At 68.9% G+C, this 19,874-nt stretch carries 19 protein-coding genes and 1 tRNA gene; 7 read left to right on the top strand and 13 right to left on the bottom strand.

Annotated elements, in window-relative coordinates; translation table 11 throughout:
- Positions 1–289: 289 nt before the first annotated feature.
- From thrB to lysA, 3 genes are all read right to left on the bottom strand, one after another.
- Positions 290–1,198 carry a homoserine kinase gene (gene thrB, locus RT309_RS06435; RefSeq protein WP_313356063.1) on the bottom strand — a complete coding sequence of 303 codons (909 nt, stop codon included), beginning with the start codon at positions 1,196–1,198 and terminating at the stop codon, positions 290–292.
- Positions 1,199–1,275: 77 nt separating this feature from the next.
- Positions 1,276–2,592 carry a homoserine dehydrogenase gene (locus RT309_RS06440; protein WP_313356046.1) on the bottom strand — a complete coding sequence of 439 codons (1,317 nt, stop codon included), beginning with the start codon at positions 2,590–2,592 and terminating at the stop codon, positions 1,276–1,278.
- A gap of 58 nt (positions 2,593–2,650) precedes the next feature.
- Complete coding sequence (gene lysA / locus RT309_RS06445; protein ID WP_313356047.1) at positions 2,651–4,042, bottom strand: diaminopimelate decarboxylase; 1,392 nt, start codon at positions 4,040–4,042, stop codon at positions 2,651–2,653.
- Positions 4,043–4,193: 151 nt separating this feature from the next.
- Between lysA and RT309_RS06450 the strand changes: the two genes are divergently transcribed.
- Entirely contained in the window at positions 4,194–5,192 is a 999-nt protein-coding gene (locus RT309_RS06450; RefSeq protein WP_313356048.1) for a YhjD/YihY/BrkB family envelope integrity protein, read from the top strand.
- 338 nt (positions 5,193–5,530) lie between these two features.
- Here the strand turns inward: RT309_RS06450 and RT309_RS06455 are convergent, their stop codons facing one another.
- From RT309_RS06455 to argS, 3 genes are all read right to left on the bottom strand, one after another.
- On the bottom strand, positions 5,531–5,830 hold the full coding sequence (locus tag RT309_RS06455; RefSeq protein WP_313356049.1) for a GIY-YIG nuclease family protein: 300 nt from the start codon (positions 5,828–5,830) through the stop codon (positions 5,531–5,533).
- 226 nt (positions 5,831–6,056) lie between these two features.
- Complete coding sequence (locus RT309_RS06460; RefSeq protein WP_313356050.1) at positions 6,057–6,824, bottom strand: DUF2993 domain-containing protein; 768 nt, start codon at positions 6,822–6,824, stop codon at positions 6,057–6,059.
- 5 nt (positions 6,825–6,829) lie between these two features.
- Positions 6,830–8,494, bottom strand: coding sequence for an arginine--tRNA ligase (gene argS / locus RT309_RS06465; protein WP_313356051.1), 1,665 nt, complete (start codon positions 8,492–8,494; stop codon positions 6,830–6,832).
- 184 nt (positions 8,495–8,678) lie between these two features.
- Between argS and RT309_RS06470 the strand changes: the two genes are divergently transcribed.
- From RT309_RS06470 to RT309_RS06490, 5 genes are all read left to right on the top strand, one after another.
- On the top strand, positions 8,679–9,605 hold the full coding sequence (locus tag RT309_RS06470) for a MurR/RpiR family transcriptional regulator (RefSeq protein WP_313356052.1): 927 nt from the start codon (positions 8,679–8,681) through the stop codon (positions 9,603–9,605).
- Positions 9,606–9,662: 57 nt separating this feature from the next.
- Complete coding sequence (gene ngcE / locus RT309_RS06475) at positions 9,663–11,081, top strand: N-acetylglucosamine/diacetylchitobiose ABC transporter substrate-binding protein (RefSeq protein ID WP_313356053.1); 1,419 nt, start codon at positions 9,663–9,665, stop codon at positions 11,079–11,081.
- Between the two features lie 26 nt (positions 11,082–11,107).
- Positions 11,108–12,100, top strand: coding sequence for a carbohydrate ABC transporter permease (locus tag RT309_RS06480; protein WP_396654423.1), 993 nt, complete (start codon positions 11,108–11,110; stop codon positions 12,098–12,100).
- Between the two features lie 77 nt (positions 12,101–12,177).
- Entirely contained in the window at positions 12,178–13,011 is an 834-nt protein-coding gene (locus tag RT309_RS06485) for a carbohydrate ABC transporter permease (RefSeq protein WP_313356064.1), read from the top strand.
- A gap of 26 nt (positions 13,012–13,037) precedes the next feature.
- Positions 13,038–13,832, top strand: coding sequence for an SGNH/GDSL hydrolase family protein (locus tag RT309_RS06490; protein ID WP_313356055.1), 795 nt, complete (start codon positions 13,038–13,040; stop codon positions 13,830–13,832).
- A 16-nt stretch (positions 13,833–13,848) separates the two neighbouring features.
- Here the strand turns inward: RT309_RS06490 and RT309_RS06495 are convergent, their stop codons facing one another.
- From RT309_RS06495 to RT309_RS06525, 7 genes are all read right to left on the bottom strand, one after another.
- Complete coding sequence (locus tag RT309_RS06495) at positions 13,849–14,379, bottom strand: DUF488 domain-containing protein (RefSeq protein ID WP_313356056.1); 531 nt, start codon at positions 14,377–14,379, stop codon at positions 13,849–13,851.
- Positions 14,380–14,382: 3 nt separating this feature from the next.
- Entirely contained in the window at positions 14,383–14,598 is a 216-nt protein-coding gene (locus RT309_RS06500; protein WP_313356057.1) for a DUF2945 domain-containing protein, read from the bottom strand.
- A gap of 74 nt (positions 14,599–14,672) precedes the next feature.
- Positions 14,673–14,745: transfer RNA gene (locus RT309_RS06505), tRNA-Arg, on the bottom strand.
- Positions 14,746–14,813: 68 nt separating this feature from the next.
- Positions 14,814–15,200, bottom strand: a complete 387-nt coding sequence (locus RT309_RS06510; protein WP_313356058.1) for a DUF1304 domain-containing protein — start codon at positions 15,198–15,200, stop codon at positions 14,814–14,816.
- A gap of 171 nt (positions 15,201–15,371) precedes the next feature.
- Complete coding sequence (locus RT309_RS06515) at positions 15,372–16,190, bottom strand: CPBP family intramembrane glutamic endopeptidase (RefSeq protein WP_313356059.1); 819 nt, start codon at positions 16,188–16,190, stop codon at positions 15,372–15,374.
- Positions 16,187–16,912, bottom strand: a complete 726-nt coding sequence (trmB, locus tag RT309_RS06520; RefSeq protein ID WP_313356060.1) for a tRNA (guanosine(46)-N7)-methyltransferase TrmB — start codon at positions 16,910–16,912, stop codon at positions 16,187–16,189. Before trmB ends, RT309_RS06515 begins: the two co-directional genes overlap by 4 nt.
- Before the next feature lie 59 nt (positions 16,913–16,971).
- Complete coding sequence (locus RT309_RS06525) at positions 16,972–17,811, bottom strand: DUF3097 domain-containing protein (protein WP_313356061.1); 840 nt, start codon at positions 17,809–17,811, stop codon at positions 16,972–16,974.
- Between the two features lie 122 nt (positions 17,812–17,933).
- Between RT309_RS06525 and RT309_RS06530 the strand changes: the two genes are divergently transcribed.
- The coding region (locus tag RT309_RS06530) for a TPM domain-containing protein (protein WP_313356062.1) at positions 17,934–19,874 on the top strand (1,941 nt) is incomplete at its 3' end.

Genomic DNA, 19,874 nt, shown 5'->3' on the forward strand with positions numbered 1-19,874 from the left:
GCCGCGGCTGCGGAGGCGGTCGTCGCGCGACGCGGCGCGCGCTTGCGTGCCGGCGCCGCCGTCTCGGTCGCCACCGACTCGGTGGTCGGGGTGTCGTTCTGGGTCTCGGAGAGGTTCTCCACGAGTACTCCCTCATATGTCGTGGGAAGACGAGCAATCCGAAGTTGCACGCAGCAGATGCTGCGGGCATCACACGCGCCGACGCAGAGCGCCTGCCAGCCAGTACCTGGATGTTCCTGGGGATCGCGTGCGGACTTCGCAGAAGTGCGAAAGGGCGAGAATCACGAAGTTACGTGGTGCCCTCCGCTCGTTCCCTCACTGTACCACCCTGAACGTCGACGGCGAGCATGTGCGCCTGCCACGGAGTGTCCGTCACGACGTCGGCCAGCTGCACGGCTCGCTGCCGCGCTCCGGGCCCGTCCGCCAGCACGAGAACGCTGGGCCCGGCGCCCGAGACGACCGCCGCGAAGCCCTCTGCGCGCAGCGCCTGCACCAATCGCAGCGTCTCGGGCATCGCGGGTCCGCGATAGTCCTGATGCAGTCGGTCGTCTGTCGCGTCAAGCAGCAGTTCGGGGCTCTGTGTCAGGGCCGCGATCAGCAGGGCCGAGCGCGAGACGTTGAACACGGCGTCCTCGCGCGAGACCTGCGGCGGCTGCAGCGAACGGGCGAGCGACGTCGACATCGTGAAGCCGGGCACGAACACGAGCGGAGCGACGCCGCGGTGCACGAGCAGCTTCTTGTGCTGTGGGCCGCGCTCCCCTGTCCACGCGATCGTCAGACCGCCGAACAGGGCGGGTGCGACGTTGTCGGGATGCCCTTCGAGCTCGGTCGCCAGGCGCAGCAGCGCCTCGTCGTCGAGGTCGACGTCTCCCGCCAGCAGGCCCTTCGCGATCAGGATGCCCGCGGTCACCGCGGCACCGGACGAGCCGAGGCCCCGCCCGTGCGGCACGCCGTTCTCAGCTTGCAGGTGCAGACCGGGCATCCGGCGCCCGGCATCGGCGTAGACGTGGGCGATCGAGCGGACGACGAGGTTGCTCGCGTCGGTCGGGATCTCGTCCGCGCCCGACCCGGTCACCTCGATCACGAGACGGTCGTCGTCGAAGGACGACGCCGTGAGCGTGTCGTACACGCTGAGGGCGAGACCGAGCGTGTCGAATCCGGGCCCGAGGTTGGCGCTGGTCGCCGGGACGGTGACCATGACGGTGCGGCTCGCACCGGCGACCTGCGGCGCCTGGGAGGTGACCGGCTCGGCCGGCACCAGGGTGACTCCCACGCTCACTCCCCCTCGACGCGCAGCACCGACACGACCCGCTCGACGACGTCGCTCGCCGTGAGGCGGTCGACGGCGGCGCTGAGCGCGCTGTCGGTGGCGCGGTGCGTGCCGATGATCAGCCGCGCGGTCTCTCCGTCGGTGCCGTCGGCTGCCGGGATGACGGTCTGCACGAGCGTCGCGACCGAGACGCCGCCGTCGCTGAGCAGCCCGGCGATCGTGGCGAGGACGCCCGCTTCGTCAGACACCTCGAGGGTGATCTGGTAGCGGGTGAGCACGTGGCCGATCGAGACGATCGGCAGGTTGGCGCGGGTCGACTCGCCGACCCCCGTGCCGCCGGCGATGTGACGGCGCGCGGCCGAGACGACATCGCCGAGCACGGCGGACGCCGTCTGCACGCCGCCGGCGCCGGCGCCGTAGAACATCAGCGAACCCGCGGCCTCGGCCTCGACGAAGACGGCGTTGTTCGCACCGTGCACGGCACCGAGCGGGTGATCGCGCGGAACGAGAGCCGGGTACACCCGCACCGAGATCGATTCGGATCCGCCGTCGCCGAGTCGCTCGCACACGGCGAGCAGCTTGATGACGAACCCGGCCTCGCGGGCCTCCTCGATCATGTCGGCGGTGACGCCCGTGATGCCCTCTCGGTGCACGGCATCGAGCGGCACGGCGGTGTGGAAGGCGAGGGATGCCAGGATGGCCGCCTTCTGCGCGGCGTCGTAGCCCTCCACGTCGGCGGTGGGGTCCGCTTCGGCGTAGCCGAGCCGCTGCGCGTCGGCGAGCACATCACCGAAGTCGGCGCCCTCGCTGTCCATGCGGTCGAGGATGTAGTTCGTCGTTCCGTTGACGATGCCCATGATGCGCACCACGCGGTCGCCGGCCAGCGAGTCGCGCAGCGGCCGGATGATCGGGATCGCCCCGGCGGCGGCGGCCTCGTAGTACACCGAGGCGCCCACACGCTCGGCCGCTTCGTAGATCTCGGGTCCGTGGGTCGCGAGCAGCGCCTTGTTGGCCGTGACGACATCCGCACCGGAGCCCAGGCCCAGCAGGATGTGCGAGCGCGCCGGCTCGATGCCACCCATGAGCTCGATGACGATGTCGGATCCGGTGATCAGCGTCTCGGCGTCGGTGGTGAACAGCTCACGAGGCAGGTCGACGTCGCGCGGGGCGTCGACGTCGCGCACGGCGATGCCGGCCAGCTCCAGGCGGGCTCCCGCGCGGTCGGCGAGCTCGTCGCCGTGGCGCAGCAGCAGAGACGCCACCTGAGAGCCCACGGCTCCGGCTCCCAGCAGCGCCACGCGAAGTCGTCGGTAGTCAGTCATCTGCGCTCCTCAGCACGGTCGGGTCGGGATGTTCGGTCTGGCCGCGGACGGCCACGGCTCACTGCGGGATGCCCGCGTCGCGTGCGAGCAGATCGGCGATCGACTCGCCGCGCACGATCACGCGCGATTCGCCGCCGGAGACCGCGACGATAGGCGGTCGGGGCACGTGGTTGTAGTTGCTCGACAGGGGCGCGCAGTACGCTCCGGTGGCGGGGACGGCGAGCAGGTCGCCCGCAGTCGCATCGCTCGGCAGATATTCGTGGTCGACGACGATGTCGCCCGATTCGCAGTGCTTGCCCACGACGCGCACGAGCACCGGCTCACCCGTACCCGTCCGTGAGGCGAGGCGCGCGGAGTACTGTGCGCCGTAGAGCGCCGGACGCGCGTTGTCGCTCATGCCCCCGTCGACGCTGATGTAGCGTCGCGTGGTCGTCTCGAGAGCGACGTCCTTGATCGTGCCGATCTCGTACAGCGTCACGCCCGCGTTGCCGACGATCGCCCTGCCCGGCTCGAACGAGAGAGCGGGCATCGGGATGCCGCGCGCCGCGCATCCCTCGGCGACAGCCGCGACGATGCCCTCGGCGAGGTCGTCGATGGGCGTCGGATCGTCGACCCGCGTGTAGGCGATGCCGAACCCTCCGCCGAGGTTGAGCTGCGGGATGTCCCCGCCCGCGAGCAGCTCCTGGTGCAGGTCGAGCAGGCGTGAGGCGGACTCGCGGAACCCGGCGACGCCGAAAATCTGCGAGCCGATGTGGCAGTGCAGGCCGGCGAAGACGAGTCCGTCGACCTCGCGGATCCGCGCGACGGCCGCGGGCGCCTGACCGAGCGGGAAGCCGAACTTCTGATCCTCGTGCGCGGTCGCGAGGAAGTCGTGGGTCTCGGCGTGCACGCCGCTGTTGACGCGCAACATGACTCGCTGGGACGCATCGGTGCGCGAGACGATCGCGGCGAGACGCTCGATCTCGATGACGCTGTCGATGATGATCGTGCCGACACCCGCATCCACCGCACGCTCGAGTTCCGCGACCGATTTGTTGTTGCCGTGGAAGCCCAGCCGCCCGGCATCCGCTCCCCCGGCCAGAGCGACCTCGAGCTCGCCACCGGTGCAGACGTCGACGTTCAGGCCCTCCTCGAGCACCCAGCGCACGATCGAGGTGTTCAGCAGGGCCTTGCCCGCGTAGTAGATGCGCGCCGTCGTGCCATGGGCCGCCGCGGCACGCGCGAAGGCCGAACGCAGCGCCGCAGCCCGGCGCCGCACCTCGGCCTCGTCGATCACCTGCAGGGGCGTGCCGTAGGCGCGGACGAGCTCGCCGACCCCCACGCCCGCGAGGCGCAGCGCGCCATCGGCATCGCGTTCTGCGGAGAGCGGCCAGATCCCCTCGACCAGGTCGTTGGCGTCGTCGGGGACGACCAGCCATCCGGGGGCGGGAGAGGAATCAGGGGAATGCACGCAGCGCCAATCGGGTCACGGGGTTCGACCCCTGATTCTAGGACACCGCCGAGTCAACCCCCGTTCACATTCCGATGCACTCAATAGTGTGGTGCAGATGGAGAGGCCGACGAGTTCCGACCCCGGTTCACCCCCCGAGCAGAAGGGGTGGGTGGCGCGGACGTCCGCGAACGCGATCCGCCGACTGCTGCGTCTGCGCATAGTGCGTGCCGCGCTGCTCTACATCGGAAGGCGCGGGCCCATGCTCGCCGATGCCGTGACGTACCGGGCGCTGTTCAGCGTGTTCGCCGCCGTGCTGCTCGGCTTCTCGGCCGCGGCACTGTGGCTCTCGCAGGATGCCGCCGCCTGGACCGCCGTCGTCTCCGCGGTGGACTCGGCGGTGCCCGGGCTCATCACGACCGGTGACAGCAAGGGCATCGTCGATCTCGACGACATCAGCGCGCCGGGCGGCCTGTCGGTCGCGGGCGTGATCTCGCTGATCGGTCTCGTCGCATCCGCACTCGGGGCGATCGGCTCGATGCGCAACGCCGTGCGCACGATCGCCGGAACGGAGACCGCGGATGTCGTCTGGTATCTGGTGCTGCTGCGCAGCCTGCTGCTCGCGCTGATCATCGGCGGCACGTTCGTGGCCGCTGCGGGGCTCACCTTCGCCGGTGAGCTGATCGTCGGCTGGTTCGCCGGGATCGCGGGAGTCGCGAACGACGCACCCGCGGTGTTCTGGACGGTGCGCGTGCTGTCACTGATGATCGTGTTCGCTCTGGACGCGGTGCTGATCGCCGCGGTGTACCGGATGCTCTCCGGCGTGCGCGCATCGCGGGGGGCGCTCTGGGGCGGGGCTGCACTGGGCGGGGTGGGTCTGCTGATCCTTCAGGAGCTGTCGGGGCTGTTCGTCGGCGGCGCGAAGGCGAACCCGCTGCTCGCCACGTTCGCCTCGCTGCTGGCGCTGCTGCTGTGGCTGAACCTGTCGTCGCAGGTCATCCTGCTGACCAGCGCTCTGATCACGATCTCGCACCGCGAGCAGGGCGATCGCGTGGCGCAGCGCTTCGGCGCCGAGACCCTGCCGGAGTTCGCGCTGCGTCGAGCCGAGGACGACGTGCGAGCCGCCACCGCGAATCTGCGCACGGCGCAGAAGGCCGCAACCCCCGACTGAGCCCTCCTTCGGGTCCCTGAGCCCGACTTCGGGTCTCTGAGCCTGCCTTTGGGCCCCTGAGCCTGCCGAAGGGCCCGACTTCTTGGGTCCCTGAGCCCGCCGAAGGGCCTGAACCATACCTCGATCCCTGACCATCTTGGGCCCCTGAGCCTGCCGAAGGGCCGCCATCTTGCACCCCTGAGCCACACTCCGGTCCCTTTCCCCTTTGGGTCCCTGAGCCTGCCGAAGGGCCTGACTTCTTGGGCCCCTGAGCCTGCCGAAGGGCCACTCCCCTCACCCCTGAGCCCCTACCTCGATCCCTGACCATCTTGGGCCCCTGAGCCTGCCGAAGAGCCGCATCACGGATCGGGCTCGTCGCCATCAGCACCCGGCCGCGACAGCGCAGGAAGCTCGTCCACCCGGCCTTCGATGAGCGCCAGCTTCTTGCGCCGGCTCCAGCCCTGCACCTGCTTTTCCCGAGCGAACGCCGCGTCGACCGTCGGGTAGTCCTCGGCGTATACCAGCCTGACAGGGCGTCTCTTTCGGGTGAAGGCAGCGGAGTGCACATCATCGAAATTGTGCGCCCAGACACGCGCGGCGACATCGCCGTTGGTGCTGCCGGTATAGAAGGCGCCGTCAGCGCACTCGAGGATGTACATCCAAGGCATGACTCCATGTTCGCGCGGTTGCAGGGGCGTCTGTGATTGCTTGTGGATAACCGGCGGCGCCAGCATCTCCCGGCGGGTCGTGGGTGCGGCAGAATAACTGTGCCGACAGGGGGCGGCCCTTCGACAGGCTCAGGGACCCAAGATGGGAACCAAGAGGGCGGCCCTTCGACAGGCTCAGGGACCCAGATGTGCAGAAGGCTCAGGGACCCAAAAGGGGTCAGGGGCGGGGGCAGGCGCCGGGATCGAGGAGCGTAGGGTCGACCGTGATGCGGCCGTCGGCGGCGATGTCGGCCACTGCCCTGCTGCCCTCGATGCGCAGGCCGGTGAGGGTGATGCCTGCGGGAAGACGGTCGGCGATGCAGATGCGCTGGGGCTGGGTGATCACCGCTCCCGCGGCACCGGCCAGACCGGAGACGGCGTTCAGATCCACCGCCGTGCCGTTGAGCATGATCGCGACGGGAGTCAGCAGCAGATCGCCGTCGTCGGCTCCCGGAGTGACGGTGAGGCCGACGGGAATCCGACTGCCGAAGAGCTCGAGGTCGGCCTCGACAGTCGCGTTGGGAGCCGCCAGCTCGATGCCCGAGATGGGCAACTGCGACGCGTCGAGCAGCGACGCGAACTCGCCCTGATCGACCGAGACGGTGCCCTGCGCTGCTCCCAGCGCGCCTCCCGAGACGGGGACCTCGCTCGCGGTGACGCGGGCGGAGCCGGTGATGCCGCCGATCGTCACCTCATCCGATGCGAGCTTCACCTCGTCGAGGGTGCCCGAGATCAGCTGCGGCAGCAGCACTCCCGGCACCTGCACGTCGAGCTGCTGATCGGCGGGCAGATCGAGGTTGGAGATCACGAGCGAGCGGATCGTGTTCGGCACGATCGCCCGCGCGACGAACTCACCCGCGGCGACGAGCGCCGCCAGCACCAGCACGATGACGAGCACGACCCACGGCCAGCGCGGTCGACGTCTGACGGCGGTCGTGTTCGTCATGCCGTTCACATCCTCTCTGGGGCCGAGACTCCGAGCAGGTCGAGGCCGTTGCGCAGCACCTGGCCGGTGGCGTCGTTCAGCCACAGACGAGTACGGTGCACCGTCTCGATCGGGTCGTCGCCCTTCGGGATGACCCGGCAGTTGTCGTACCAGCGGTGGTAGAGACCGGCGAGCTCCTCGAGGTGGCGCGCGATGCGGTGCGGCTCCCGCACCTCGGCGGCGAACGCGACCAGACGCGGGAACTCCTGCAGCGCACCGAGCAGAGCGCTCTCGGTCTCGTGGGTCAGCAGCTCGGGAGCGAACTCCGAGCGGTCGACGCCCGAGTCCGCGGCATTGCGCGCCACGTTGTGCGTACGGGCGTGCGCGTACTGCACGTAGAACACCGGGTTGTCGTTGGTGCGCTTCTGCAGCAGATCGGGGTCGAGATCGAGCGGCGAATCGGCCGGCGAGCGCTCGAGTGCGTAGCGCAGCGCGTCGGTTCCGATCCACGCGCGCAGGTCGTCCATCTCGATGATGTTCCCCGCGCGCTTCGACAGCCTGGCACCGCGCACCGAGACCAGCTGGCCGATGAGCACGTGGATGTTCTTCTCGGGATCCTCGCCCGCCGCTCCCGCGATCGCCTTGAGGCGGTGCACGTAGCCGTGATGGTCGGCGCCGAGCAGGTAGATCTTGTCGCGGAACCCGCGATCACTCTTGTTCAGGTAGTACGCGGCGTCGGCGGCGAAGTACGTGTATTCGCCGTTCGAGCGGCGGATGACCCGGTCCTTGTCGTCGCCGAAGTCGGTGGTGCGCACCCATACGGCGCCCTCCTCGTCGAAGACGTGCCCCTGCGCCCGCAGGCGGTCGACGGCCTGGTCGACGAGGCTGGTGCCCTCGGGCCCGGGCGCGTGCAGCGTCCGTTCCGAGAACCACACGTCGAAGGGCACGTTGAAGGCGTCGAGCGATGCTTTGATCTCGGCCAGCTGATACTCGTACGCCTGATCGCGCGCGATGACCAGCTGCTCCGCCTCGGGAAGAGCGAGCAGCCCGGGGTGCGCGGCGAGCACGCGCTGCGCGAGTTCGCCGATGTACTCGCCGGGGTACCCGCCCTCCGGCGTGGGATCACCGTTGGCCGCCGCGAGGATCGACAGTGCGAAGCGCTCCATCTGCACACCGGCGTCGTTGATGTAGTACTCCCGAACCGCGTCGGCTCCGCTGGCCAGCAGCAGTCGGACGATCGAGTCGCCAAGTGCCGCCCAGCGGGTGTGCCCGATGTGCAGCGGTCCCACGGGGTTCGCCGAGACGAACTCGACGTTCACGGAGACGCCTGCCTGCGAGTCGTTCGTGCCGTACGCCGGGCCCCGCTCGACGATCGTCTTCGCCAGCGAGCCGGCGGCGCCGGCCTCGAGACGGATGTTGATGAATCCGGGACCGGCGATCTCGACACCCTCGATCCCGTCAGCACGGGCGAGACCGTCGGCGATCCGCTGAGCGAGGTCGCGGGGGTTCGTGCCGAGCCGCTTGGCGAGCCGCATCGCGATGTTCGTCGACCAGTCCCCGTGGTCGCGGTTGCGCGGACGCTCGAGCACGATGTCCGCGACGTCGACGCCGAGCGTCTCATCCGGGCGCAGCGTGGCCGCGATCGGCTCGAGGACGGCGAGGACTGCGGCGGAGAGGGCTTCAGGGTTCATAGGGAATCAAGTCTACGGCTCGCCGTATCTCCAACCGGAAACGGATGAGGCAGTCGGGCCGCAGCGCTTCGTGATTCATTCGTGACGTGGCGGCATTTGACGTTTTCGTCGCATGAGAATAGTTTTCAGTGCAACGGGGATCCCGGACGAGATGCTCTCTCGTCCCCCGACGAACCTGGAGGCAATGGTGCCACGGACTCGCGACATCGCAACCGGCCTGACGATCGCACGGCGCATCGCAGACCGTCGTCGTGCCATGCCTGCCGCCATGAGCAGGATCGCCGACGTCGTCGCCGAGCATCCGGCCGCTCCTGTCGAGATGACTATCACGGAACTCGCCGATCGCGCCGGCACATCGGCCGCCACGGTCACCCGCTTCTGCCGTGCGCTCGGCTTCGACGGGTACACGCAGTTCCGCGTGGGCGTCGCATCCGAGATCGGTCGGGGCGGTGCCGACGAGAGCTGGCATGCCGACATGGGTCGCGAACTGAGTCCGTCGGACGAACCGTCGAAGGTGCTGAACACCCTGGTGGGTCTGCACGTCGAGAGCCTGCAGAGCACGGCGATGGGCCTCGATCTCGATGCGGTCCTACGCGTCGCGGACGCGATCACCGCCGCCCGTCACGTCGACATCTACGGTGTCGGCGGGAGCGGGGTCATGGCTCGGGAGTTCCAGGGGCGGCTCTACCGCATCGGCGTCAACGCGCACAGCTGGTCGGACGTGCACGACGGTCTCACCAGCGCTGTCCTGCAGGATCACTCGTCGGTCGCGATCGGCATCTCGAGCACCGGCCGCACCGAGGAGACGGTGCAGATGCTCTCCCAGGCGCGCTCAGCAGGGGCGTTCACCGTCGCGATCACCCACGACATCGATTCGCCCCTCGCCACACTGGCCGACATCTCGCTCGCCACCGCGGAGCCCACCGCCTATCTGCGTCCGGATGACCTGTCCGTCAAGCACTCGCAGCTGCTCGTCCTCGATCTGCTCTACGTGCTCGCCGCGCAGCAGACGTTCGGTGTGGCCGCCACCCGTCTGGCCGCAAGCGCCATGGCCGTGGCCCCGCACCGCCGCGCCCCGCGCACGCAGCGGGCTGACGCCGCCGCGCAGTGAGCGCACCGTAGACCCCCACCCGAATACCGATTCACACCCATAACGGAAGGTAATGAGATGGACATCAAAGACGCATCCATCAGCCGTCGCAACCTGCTGCGAGGTGCGGCAGCCGCAGCGCTGCTGGTGCCGTTCAGCGCCACCCTCGCCTCCTGCGCCGCCCCCGGCGGTGGCGGCGGCGACAAGGCACCGGCCGGCGAGGTCACCGCCGACAACCCGTTCGGCGTCGCAGCGAACTCGAAGGTCGACGCGGTGATCTTCAACGGCGGCTACGGGATCGACTACGTCGAGAACTCGGCGAAGCTGATGGAGAAGAGCAAGGGACTCGACGGCGTCAGCGTCAAGGTCTCTCCGTCGACCAAGATCGCCACCGAGCTGCAGCCGCGGTTCGTCGGCGGCAACCCGCCGGACCTCATCGACAACTCGGGCGCGAACTCGATCGGCTGGAACACCATCCTCGATCAGCTCGAGGAGCTCGACGACGTGCTCGACGCGAACAACAGCGACGGCGAGAAGATCGCCGACACGGTGTTCTCGGGAGTGAAGGACCCGGGTACGTTCGACGGCAAGTTCGTCGCGCTCAACTACGTGCTGACCGTCTACGGAATCTGGTACTCCTCGAGCCTGTTCGAGGAGAACGGCTGGTCGGCACCGACGAGCTGGCAGGATCTCAAGGACCTCGGCGCGAAGGCCAAGGAGCAGGGCAAGTACCTGTTCCTGTGGGGCAAGGAGGCGGCGACCTACTACCAGACGATGGTCATCGACTCGGCCGTCGTGCAGGCCGGCGACGATGTGCGCCTGCCGCTGGAGAACCTCGCCGAGGACGCCTGGTCGCACCCCGTGCTGCAGGACATCCTGAACATCTTCTACGAGCTGATCCAGGCCGGCTACGTCAAGCCGGGCGGCTCGGGCACGCAGTTCACCGAGGCCCAGGCGCAGTGGAGCAACAGCCAGGAGGCTCTGCTGTACCCGTCCGGCTCGTGGATCGAGAACGAGATGAAGGACCAGACCGCGGACGGCTTCAAGATGAAGGGCATCTCCGAGCTGCCCCTGGACGGCAACCAGACCACGCCCGCGGGCACCGCGCGCGTGGAGGCCGGCGAGCCGTTCATCGTGCCCTCGAAGGCGAAGAACCCCGAGGGCGGCAAGGAGCTGCTGCGCACCATGCTGTCGAAGGAGGCGGCGACCGCCTTCGCGAAGAGCAAGCTGGCTCCGACCGTCGTCAAGGACACCGTCCCGGCCGACGGCTTCGGCTCCACGGCCCTGGTCTCGCAGTCTGAGATCATCGACGCCGCCGACGGCAACGTCTTCACAATCAAGTCGACGAACCTGTACGGCATGAACAGCGACCAGCTGCCGATCTGGAACTCGTTCCTCGACGGCAAGATGGATGTCGCCACGCTCACCAAGCAGCTGCAGGCGCTGGTCGACAAGGTCCGGGAAGACGACTCCGTCAAGAAGATCGAGATCAAGTGACCACTGCTCCCGGTGTCGACGCGGCGCTGGACACCGTCGCGGTGACGGCAGCCCGGGCGGGGCGGCGCAAGCCGCCCCGCCTCGGGCGGCGCCCGCTGACCTTCGACTACGTCACCTTCCTGCTGGTGTTCCTCGGCCTGCCGGTCGCGGTGTTCGTGATCTTCGTGATCTCGCCGTTCGTGCAGGCCGTGTACTACTCGATGACCAACTGGACGGGTTTCACCGCCGAGATGGACTTCATCGGCGTGAAGAACTTCGTGAAGCTCTTCAACGACGCGACCTTCATGCAGGCGATGGGCAACAACATCCTGCTCGCCATCGTGCTGCCGCTGATCACCCTCACGATCGCGCTCGTCTTCGCGAGCATGATCACCATCGGCGGACCCAGCAGCGGCCAGGTGCGCGGGCTGCGCGCCTCGAGCTTCTACCGTGTGGTGTCGTTCTTCCCCTACGTCATCCCGGCGATCGTCATCGGCATCCTGTGGAGCATGATCTACACGCCCAGCGGCCTGCTGAACGGCCTGCTCGGCGCGGTCGGCATCGACATGAACGACTTCGCCTGGCTCGGCGACGAGCGCACCGCGATGGGCGCATCCATCTTCGTCATGGCCTGGGGCATGATCGGCTTCTACATGGTGCTGTTCATCGCCGCGATCAAGGGGGTGCCCGCCGAGATCTACGAGGCGGCGCGCATCGACGGCGCGGGCCGATTCCGCACGACGGTGTCGATCACGCTGCCGCTCATCCGCGACAACGTGCAGACGGCGTACATCTACCTCGGCATCATGGCCCTGGACGCCTACGTGTACATGGTCGCGCTGAACGCGACCGGCGGCCCCGGCAACAGCACTCTGGTGATGAGCCAGTACCTGTTCCGCACGGCTTTCGAGAAGGGCCAGTTCGGCCTCGCCAGCGCCATGGGCGTGGTGCTCGCCGTGATCACACTCATCTTCGCCGCGGCAGTGTTCCTCGTGAACCGCCTCACCGGCGGCAAGGACGACGACGGAGGCCGATCATGAGCCAGCAGACCCGGACATTGATCGCAGTCGACCCCGCACGCGCGCGACGCGAGGGCGGCGTGGATCGCAAGCCCCGCATGACCTCCGGGGACCGCGTCGTCGGCGCCGTCTCGCACGTGGTGCTCTCCATCTGGGCGATCGTGGTGATCCTGCCCATGCTGTGGACGCTGCTGAGCTCGTTCAAGGCGACGAAGGAGATCTTCGCCTCGCCGTTCGGCCTGCCCGCAGAGTGGAACTTCGACAACTACGTGTCGGCGTGGAGCAAGTACAACTTCGGGCAGATGTTCCTGAACACGGTCATCGTCGTAGGCTCGGCACTCATCCTGGTGATGCTGCTGGGCGCGATGTGCGCGTACGTGCTGGCCCGATTCTCGGTTCCCGGCAGCCGCGTCATCTACTACCTGATGCTGGCCGGGCTCACCTTCCCGGTGTTCCTCGCGATCGTGCCGCTGTTCTTCATCCTGCAGGGCATGGGACTGCTCAACAGCCTGCCCGGGCTGATCCTCACCTACGTCGCCTTCGCACTGCCGTTCACGGTGTTCTTCCTGTTCTCGTTCTTCAAGTCGCTGCCGTACGAGATCCAGGAGGCGGCCTACGTCGACGGCGCCAGCGAGTGGCGCACGTTCTTCCAGGTGATGCTGCCGATGGCCAAGCCGGGCCTCGCCGCGGTGGCGATCCTGAACTTCCTCGGGCTGTGGAACCAGTTCCTGCTGCCGGTCGCGCTGAACACCGACCAGGCGAAGTACGTGCTCTCCCAGGGCATGGCCGCGTTCGCGTCCGCCGCCGGCTACGCGGTGGACTTCGGGGCGCTGTTCGCCGCGGTGATCATCACGATCGCCCCAGTGCTGCTGGTGTACATCTTCTTCCAGCGTCAGCTGCAGGGGTCGGTCACGCAGGGAACGTCGAAGTAGCAGCATCCGTCGCTTACGCTCTTCTCATGACCCTGCACCCGCCGACCCGACGGCGACGCACGGCCCTCGCGATCGGCGGCGCCCTCGCGGTGGTGCTCGCCGTCACCCTGGGCATCACCCGTCCCTGGTCTCCGCCGGCGGAGACCGCTCCGGTCGCCGCGGCGGAGCACGGCATCTCCCCCGTGGCGCTCACGCTCCCGGACGATCCTGAGGTGCTCGTCTTCGGCGACTCGTGGACCTACGGTTCTGCGGCGACCGTGCCCACAGACGGCTACGCCTATCGTCTCGCCCGGCTCATCCCGGGCGACACGGTCGTGCGCGGGGTGCGTGGCAGCGGGTATCAGCGCCCTGGACTCGACGGACCGGACTTCCTCACCCGGGTCAGCGAGCTGGAGTCATGGATCGATCCGGACCTGATCATCCTGCAGGGGTCGATCAACGATCGCCTGTCGGATACGGCGGCGTACCCCGCCGCCGTGAATGCGGTGTGGGATGCCATGGTCGCCAGATACCCCGGGGTGCCCATCGTCATCCTGGGGCCGGCGCCGCACGAGCTGCCGGTCGGTGCGTCGACGGCACGCATCGACCGCGACCTCGCCGACCTCGCCGCGGCGCGCGGCTGGTGGTACATCTCGCCCGTGCAGGAGGACTGGATCACCGAGGCGAACTACCTGCAGCTGATCGACGTGGGCGCCGGGCGCAGGCATCCGTCGGATGCCGGCCACGCCTACCTCGCTGAGAAGGTCTCGGCGGCGCTGGAGCGCTTCCGCACGGCGCCGGTGACCGCGGCCGACGAGGCGAAGCCGGAGCCCGCCAAGTAGTCAGTCAGCCGCGGAATCAATCGGCCGACGGGTACTCGACCGCGCGGCTTCTGATCACGGCTCCCGGCGTGAGCGACGCCTGCGCCACCCGGCCGTCGGGCATCAGGTGACCGACCGCGAGGTCGCGCGCCAGCAGGTGGTCGGCGATGATCCGCCGGTGGCAGCGCCACCAGACCGCCTCCGAGCACATCACCGCGGCCCGCCCGTCGATGCTGTCGGCGACGGCCAGCAGCTGCTCTATCCCGTCGGCGAAGTCGGCGCCCAACGCGTAGTCGGCATAGTTGTGAAAGCTGCGGTTGCGCCACATCCCGTTGACCTCATCCGGGATCTGACGCTGCAGGTTCCGGCGTCCGCCGAGCTGTTCGATGCGCAGGTACCGGATGTCGTGCTCGGGCATCGACGCAGCGAGAGCGTCGGCGTTGAACCACGGGTATCGGTTCGAGCCCGGCAGCCGGCGCACATCGATCAGCGCGCCCACCTCGGCTGCGCTCAGCAGCTCGGTGAACTCGTCCAGAGGGTGGGTGGAATGACCGACGGTGAGGATCATCGCTCAGTCGTCGAGCAGCGTCAGTGCGGTTCCCTTGTGCGCCGCGACGTGGTCGGTCTTGTCGCTCTTGATCTCGTACTGCGGGTCATCGTCGCTGGCGCGTCGCGTGCGGCCCATGAACTCGAAATCGGACGTGTGCACCTTCGTGATGCGCCCGCGCACGCGCCCCGCCTCGGAGTTCCAGCTGACGTGCTCTCCGACCTTGTACCTTCTCGTCATCGCCGCGCCCCTCTCGAGGATCCCGCTGCCGAAGACGAGAGAAGACCGCCCGGTGAGCGGTCTTCTCTGATGCGTGCCCCCGACAGGAATCGAACCTGCGACCTACGGTACCGGAAACCGGCGCTCTATCCGCTGAGCTACGGAGGCGTACCGGTCGAGCCTACCAGTTGCGGGCTCCGTGGAATGCACGCGCGCGACGTCCCCATGCCCGCTGCTCAGAGCATCGAGATGGTCAGCGCGATCACGACGAGCAGCGGCACCGTGCCCTGCGTCGCCGCGGCCCGCAGCTTCGTGCGGTCCGAGAGGACGAGCACCAGGGCCGCGGCGAGCATCATCGCCGTGCCGGCGAGCACGAGCGTCATGCCTGCCGTGTACCCACCCAGGATGACGAGAACCACCCCGAGGAACGTCGCGATGGCGAGGAACAGGTTGTAGAAGCCCTGATTGAACGCGAGAGCGCGCATCGTCTCGGCCTCGGCCGCGCTTCGCACCCCGAAGATCCGTCGTGTGGCCGGCTGCGTCCACCGAAGGGATTCCAGCACGAAGATGTAGACGTGAAGGGCGCCGGCGAGCACGGCGAGCACGAGACCTGCGATCCGCATCGCTCGATTCTCCTCCGCCGGGCGCTGCCGGACAATTCCCCGCATCCCGCTTCCTCGCCTCGGGCGAGGTGACCCTCCGCCGCCGCTGGCCGGGAGCCGGATGCCGGCCATGCGCCCGCCGTACCCGGCACCTGGCTCCCCGCTCCGGCCCGTCTGCCCGCCGGGAATGCCTCAGACGAGGAAGAACGGCAGCAGGCCAGGGTTGTGCGCGTGCACGAGCACGGCGAACACGACGGCGTCGAAGAGCAGGTGCACGGTGACCACGTAGGCGAGCGAGTGCGTGCGCAGGAAGATCCAGCCCTGCAGCAGTGCGAACGGGATCGTCAGCACCGGTCCCCATTCCCGGTAGCCGAGCTCCCAGAGGAACGATACGAACACGACCATCTGCAGCAGGTTCGCGCTCAGAGCCGACATGTGCCGGCGCAGCAGGGCGAAGACGGTGCAGATGAAGAACAGCTCGTCCCAGATGCCGACCGCGCCGACGCCGACGAACAACCGGGCGATGAGGTCGGGCGTGTCGACGACCGGCCAGTTCTGGTACACACCGCTGGTGATGAAGTAATACGGCAGGATCAGCCAGCCGAGCACGAGCACCGCGACCAGCCAGCCCCACTGCCACCGCGTCCAGCGCGTGCGCGCGCGCCAGGGAAAGACGATCGCCCGATCGCGGAACACGAACCGCGACACGAGATACGGCACGAGCACCGCTCCCCCGAGCGCGAGCGTGAAGCGCAGCATCGACAGGTCGTCGAGCTGAGCCTCGAGCGAGATCGCGTGCACGATGAGCATGCCGATCCCGATCAGCGACAGATCACGGGTCAGCGACGGCTCCGCAGAGGTCACTGAGCGCCGTTCGATCAGCGCCGCGATCCCGACCCCGGCCCCGAGCAGCAGCCAGCCGATCCAGGTCCAGCCGAGCACGAAGAACGCGGGAGCAGCAGCGCACACCAGCGCCGCCGGAGGGATGCTGTGCCAGGCGGACTTCGTCACACCCGTGGCGCCCGACGGTAGGTGAGGTCGCGGATCTCGCGTCCCTTGGCGATGCCCTTGCGCTCGAAGGCCGTCATGACGCGCCCGTCGAAGCGCTCGGCCCACTCGCCGTCGAAGGCCCGCTCGAACTCGGGCGCCTCGTCGAGCACCTCGCGCATCTGCAGCGCGTAGTCCTCCCAGTCGGTCGCCAGACGCAGCACTCCCCCCGCGGCGATCGCGCGCGCGGCGGTCGCCGGGAACCCGGGGCGGATGAGTCGCCGCTTCGTGTGGCGCTTCTTGTGCCAGGGGTCGGAGAAGAAGATCCACACCTCGGATGCCGACCCCTCGGGCAGGTATGTCGAGAGCACCTCCGGAGCGTTCGCCTCGATCAGGCGCAGGTTTCGAACGTCGGCGGCTGCCGCGTCGAGCATGGTGCGCGCCAGCCCAGCCCTGAAGACCTCGACCGCCAGGAAGTCGGTGTCGGGCGCCGCGGACGCGGCCGCGACGATGGCGTGGCCCTGACCGGAGCCGATCTCGACGATCAACGGCGCCTCGCGCCCGTACTCGGCCGCCACATCGAGCCGCGCCTCCGGGTGCACCGAGGTGAAGGCCACATCGCGAGGGACGTCGAGCAGATAGAACGGCGCGTGCTGCTCGAACGCCCGCTCCTGCGCCTCGGACATGCGGCCGCTGCGGCGCACGAACGAGACGGGCTCATCGCGGAAGGTGCGTGGTTCAGGCATCCCTCCAGGGTACCGGGGCACCGCGCCCTCCCCCATCGGGATGCCCCGCGAGCGGCCGGTCACGGCGCCGGCGCCGTGACGAAGTCGATCAGCTCCTCGACCCGGCCGAGCAGCGCCGGCTCGAGGTCGCGGTAGGTGGTGACGCGCGAGAGGATCCGCTTCCAGGCGTGCGCGATGTCGGTCTGGTCGTCCGCGGGCCAGCCGAAGGCGCGGCAGATGCCCGTCTTCCAGTCGGTGCCGCGCGGGATCTCGGGCCATGCCCGGATGCCCATCGCCACCGGTGTCACGCACTGCCACACGTCGATGTACGGGTGCCCCACGATCTTCAGATGCCGGCCGTGCGGGCCGTGCATGATCTGCTCGACGATGCGCGTCTCCTTCGAGCCGGGCACCAGATGGTCGACCAGCACGCCGTAGCGTCGTGTGGCGGACGGCGGCGAGGCCGCGAGCAGCTCGTCGAGAAGATCGAGACCCTTCAGATACTCGACGACGACGCCCTCCACGCGCAGATCCGCTCCCCAGACCTTCTCGACCAGCTCGGCGTCGTGACGTCCCTCGACGAGGATGCGGCTGGGCAGTGCCACCTTGGCCCGGTCGTCGGTGACGGCGAAGGACCCGGATGCCGTGCGGCGGGGCCCCGATCTCTTCGCCACGGGTGCGACGAGCTTCACCGGTCTGCCGTCGATCATGAATCCGCCGCCGAGCGGGAAGCTGCGCCGGCGGCCCTTCCAGTCCTCGAGCTCGACCATCCCCGCCTCGATGCGGGTGACCGCGCCGCAGTAGCCGTCCTGCGCCACCTCGACGACGAGATCCTTGTCGGCGGCGACCTCGGTCGTCTTGGCGAAACCGCGCTGACGCCAGCCGTCGGCGAGCACGTCGGAGCCGTACATGTCGTCCATGCCTTCCAGCGTATGCGTCTGCGCTGACGGCGAACGGCGAACCCGCCGTGGGTGCTGTCGCCGGTCGGACCCAGTGCATAGACTCGTGCCATGGTGCACGCCTGCCGGTTGGAGGGACCGCAATGAGGAATCGGTGGCGGACTGCGGCCGCGATCCTGCTCGGTGTTCTGCTGGGGGCGCTGTCGCTGAGCACGGCATCCGCGACCGACCCCGGCGAGCTCGACGGGCAGATCACCGATCGCAGCGGCGTCGTCTCCGCCTCCGATCGAGCCGACGCGCAGGCGACGCTCGACAGGCTGCGCGAAGAGGCGGGTATCGACCTCTTCTTCGTGATGGTTCCGCAGTACACCTCCCCGGAGGATCCCGCGGAGTGGACGACCCGCACGGCGCAGGGCAACGGCTTCAGCGACACCCAGTACCTCATCTCGGTCGCGACCGAGGGCCGCAACTACACGATGTATCGCCCCGACGCGGGGCGGATGAGCGTCGAGCAGCGCGACGAGATCCTCGCCGCCATGCGACCGGATCTGTCGAACAGCGACTTCAGCGGTGCGGTGGTCGCGGGCGCCGATGAGGCATACGACATCTTCGTGCTCGCGCCGCAGCGCTCCGCTCGCACCGCGGTCATCGTCGGGATCGTCGTGGTGACCATCGCCGTGATCGTCGTGATCCTGCTGCTCGTGCGCCGCGCTCGCAGGCGCGCGGCAGAGAAGGCCGAGCGGCAGGCGCAGCTGGCCGAGCTCGGCAGGCAGGCCAGCATCGCGCTGGTCCGCACCGACGACCTGGTGCGCACCAGCGAGCAGGAGATCGAGTACGCCCGCGCACAGTTCGGCGACGAGGTGATCGGACCCTTCGTGCTCGCCCTGCAGACATCGCGCACCAACCTCGACGAGGCGTTCTCGCTGCAGCAGAAGCTGGACGATGAGATCCCCGACACCGACGAGCAGCGGATCGAGTGGAACCAGCGCATCCTGCAGCTGTGCTCGGACTCGACGCAGGTGCTCGAGGCGCGCAAGGCCGAGTTCGACGAGCTGCGCGAGCTCGAGCAGAACGCCCCGGCCGCGCTCGAGAACGTGCGCCGTCTGCGTGCTGCGGCGGGCGCTGAGATCGAGCGCGCCGATCGGATCCTCGCCGATCTCGCCGCGGTCTATGCGACCTCGGCGATCTCGCCCGTCGTCGGCAACACGGCCGAAGCCCGCTCTCGGATGGCATTCACCGACGAGCGCATCCACGAGGCCGACGCGTTGATCGCGGCCGGCGAGACAGGTGATGCCGCAGTCGCCATTCGTGCGGCCGAGGCCGCCGTGCAGCAGGCCACCCAGCTCGAGGACGCGATCGAGAAGCTGCAGAATGACCTGCGGGCGGCGGACGACCGGGCTGTGGCGCTGATCTCCGAGCTGAACGCCGACGTGCAGACCGCTCGTTCCCTGCCCGATTCCCAGGGCGGCATCGCTCAGGCCGTGACCGGCACCCTGCAGGGCATCCAGCGCGCGCAGGCGATGCTCGCGACATCCGGCCGCGAACCTCTCGACGCGCTGCGGGTGCTGGAGGCGGCCAACACGTCGATCGACGCGGTGATCGAGCAGGGCCGCGACGAGCAGGCCCGGATCGCGCGCGCTGTGAACATGCTCGGCGATGCGATGCGGCGGGCAGAGGTGCAGATCTCCACCGCGGAGAGCTTCATCCTCAATCGGCGCGGATCGATCTCGTCGACCGCGCGCACCAGGCTCGCCGAGGCGCAGGCGACGCTCGACCAGGCGCGATCGACCGCGCAGGTCGACCCGGTCCAGGCGCTCGCGCTCGCGCAGCGGGCGGATGCCCTGGCATCCGAGGCCATCCGGATCGCCCAGAACGACTACTCGGGTTTCAGCGGCGGCGGCAGTGGGGGCGGCGACACGCTCGGCGCCCTCCTCGGCGGCATCCTCATCGGCCAGGCCACCGGCGGTCACCACGGCGGTGGCTGGGGCGGCGGCTGGGGCTCGGGAGGGGGAGGCGGTTGGAGCTCCGGCGGCGGCAGCGGCGGCGGCGGCTTCTTCGGAGGCGGAGGGGGCGGCGGCGGCTTC

Origin of the sequence: Microbacterium sp. (genome assembly GCF_032084865.1) — a bacterium.
In the GTDB taxonomy this organism is placed as follows: Bacteria; Actinomycetota; Actinomycetes; order Actinomycetales; family Microbacteriaceae; genus Microbacterium.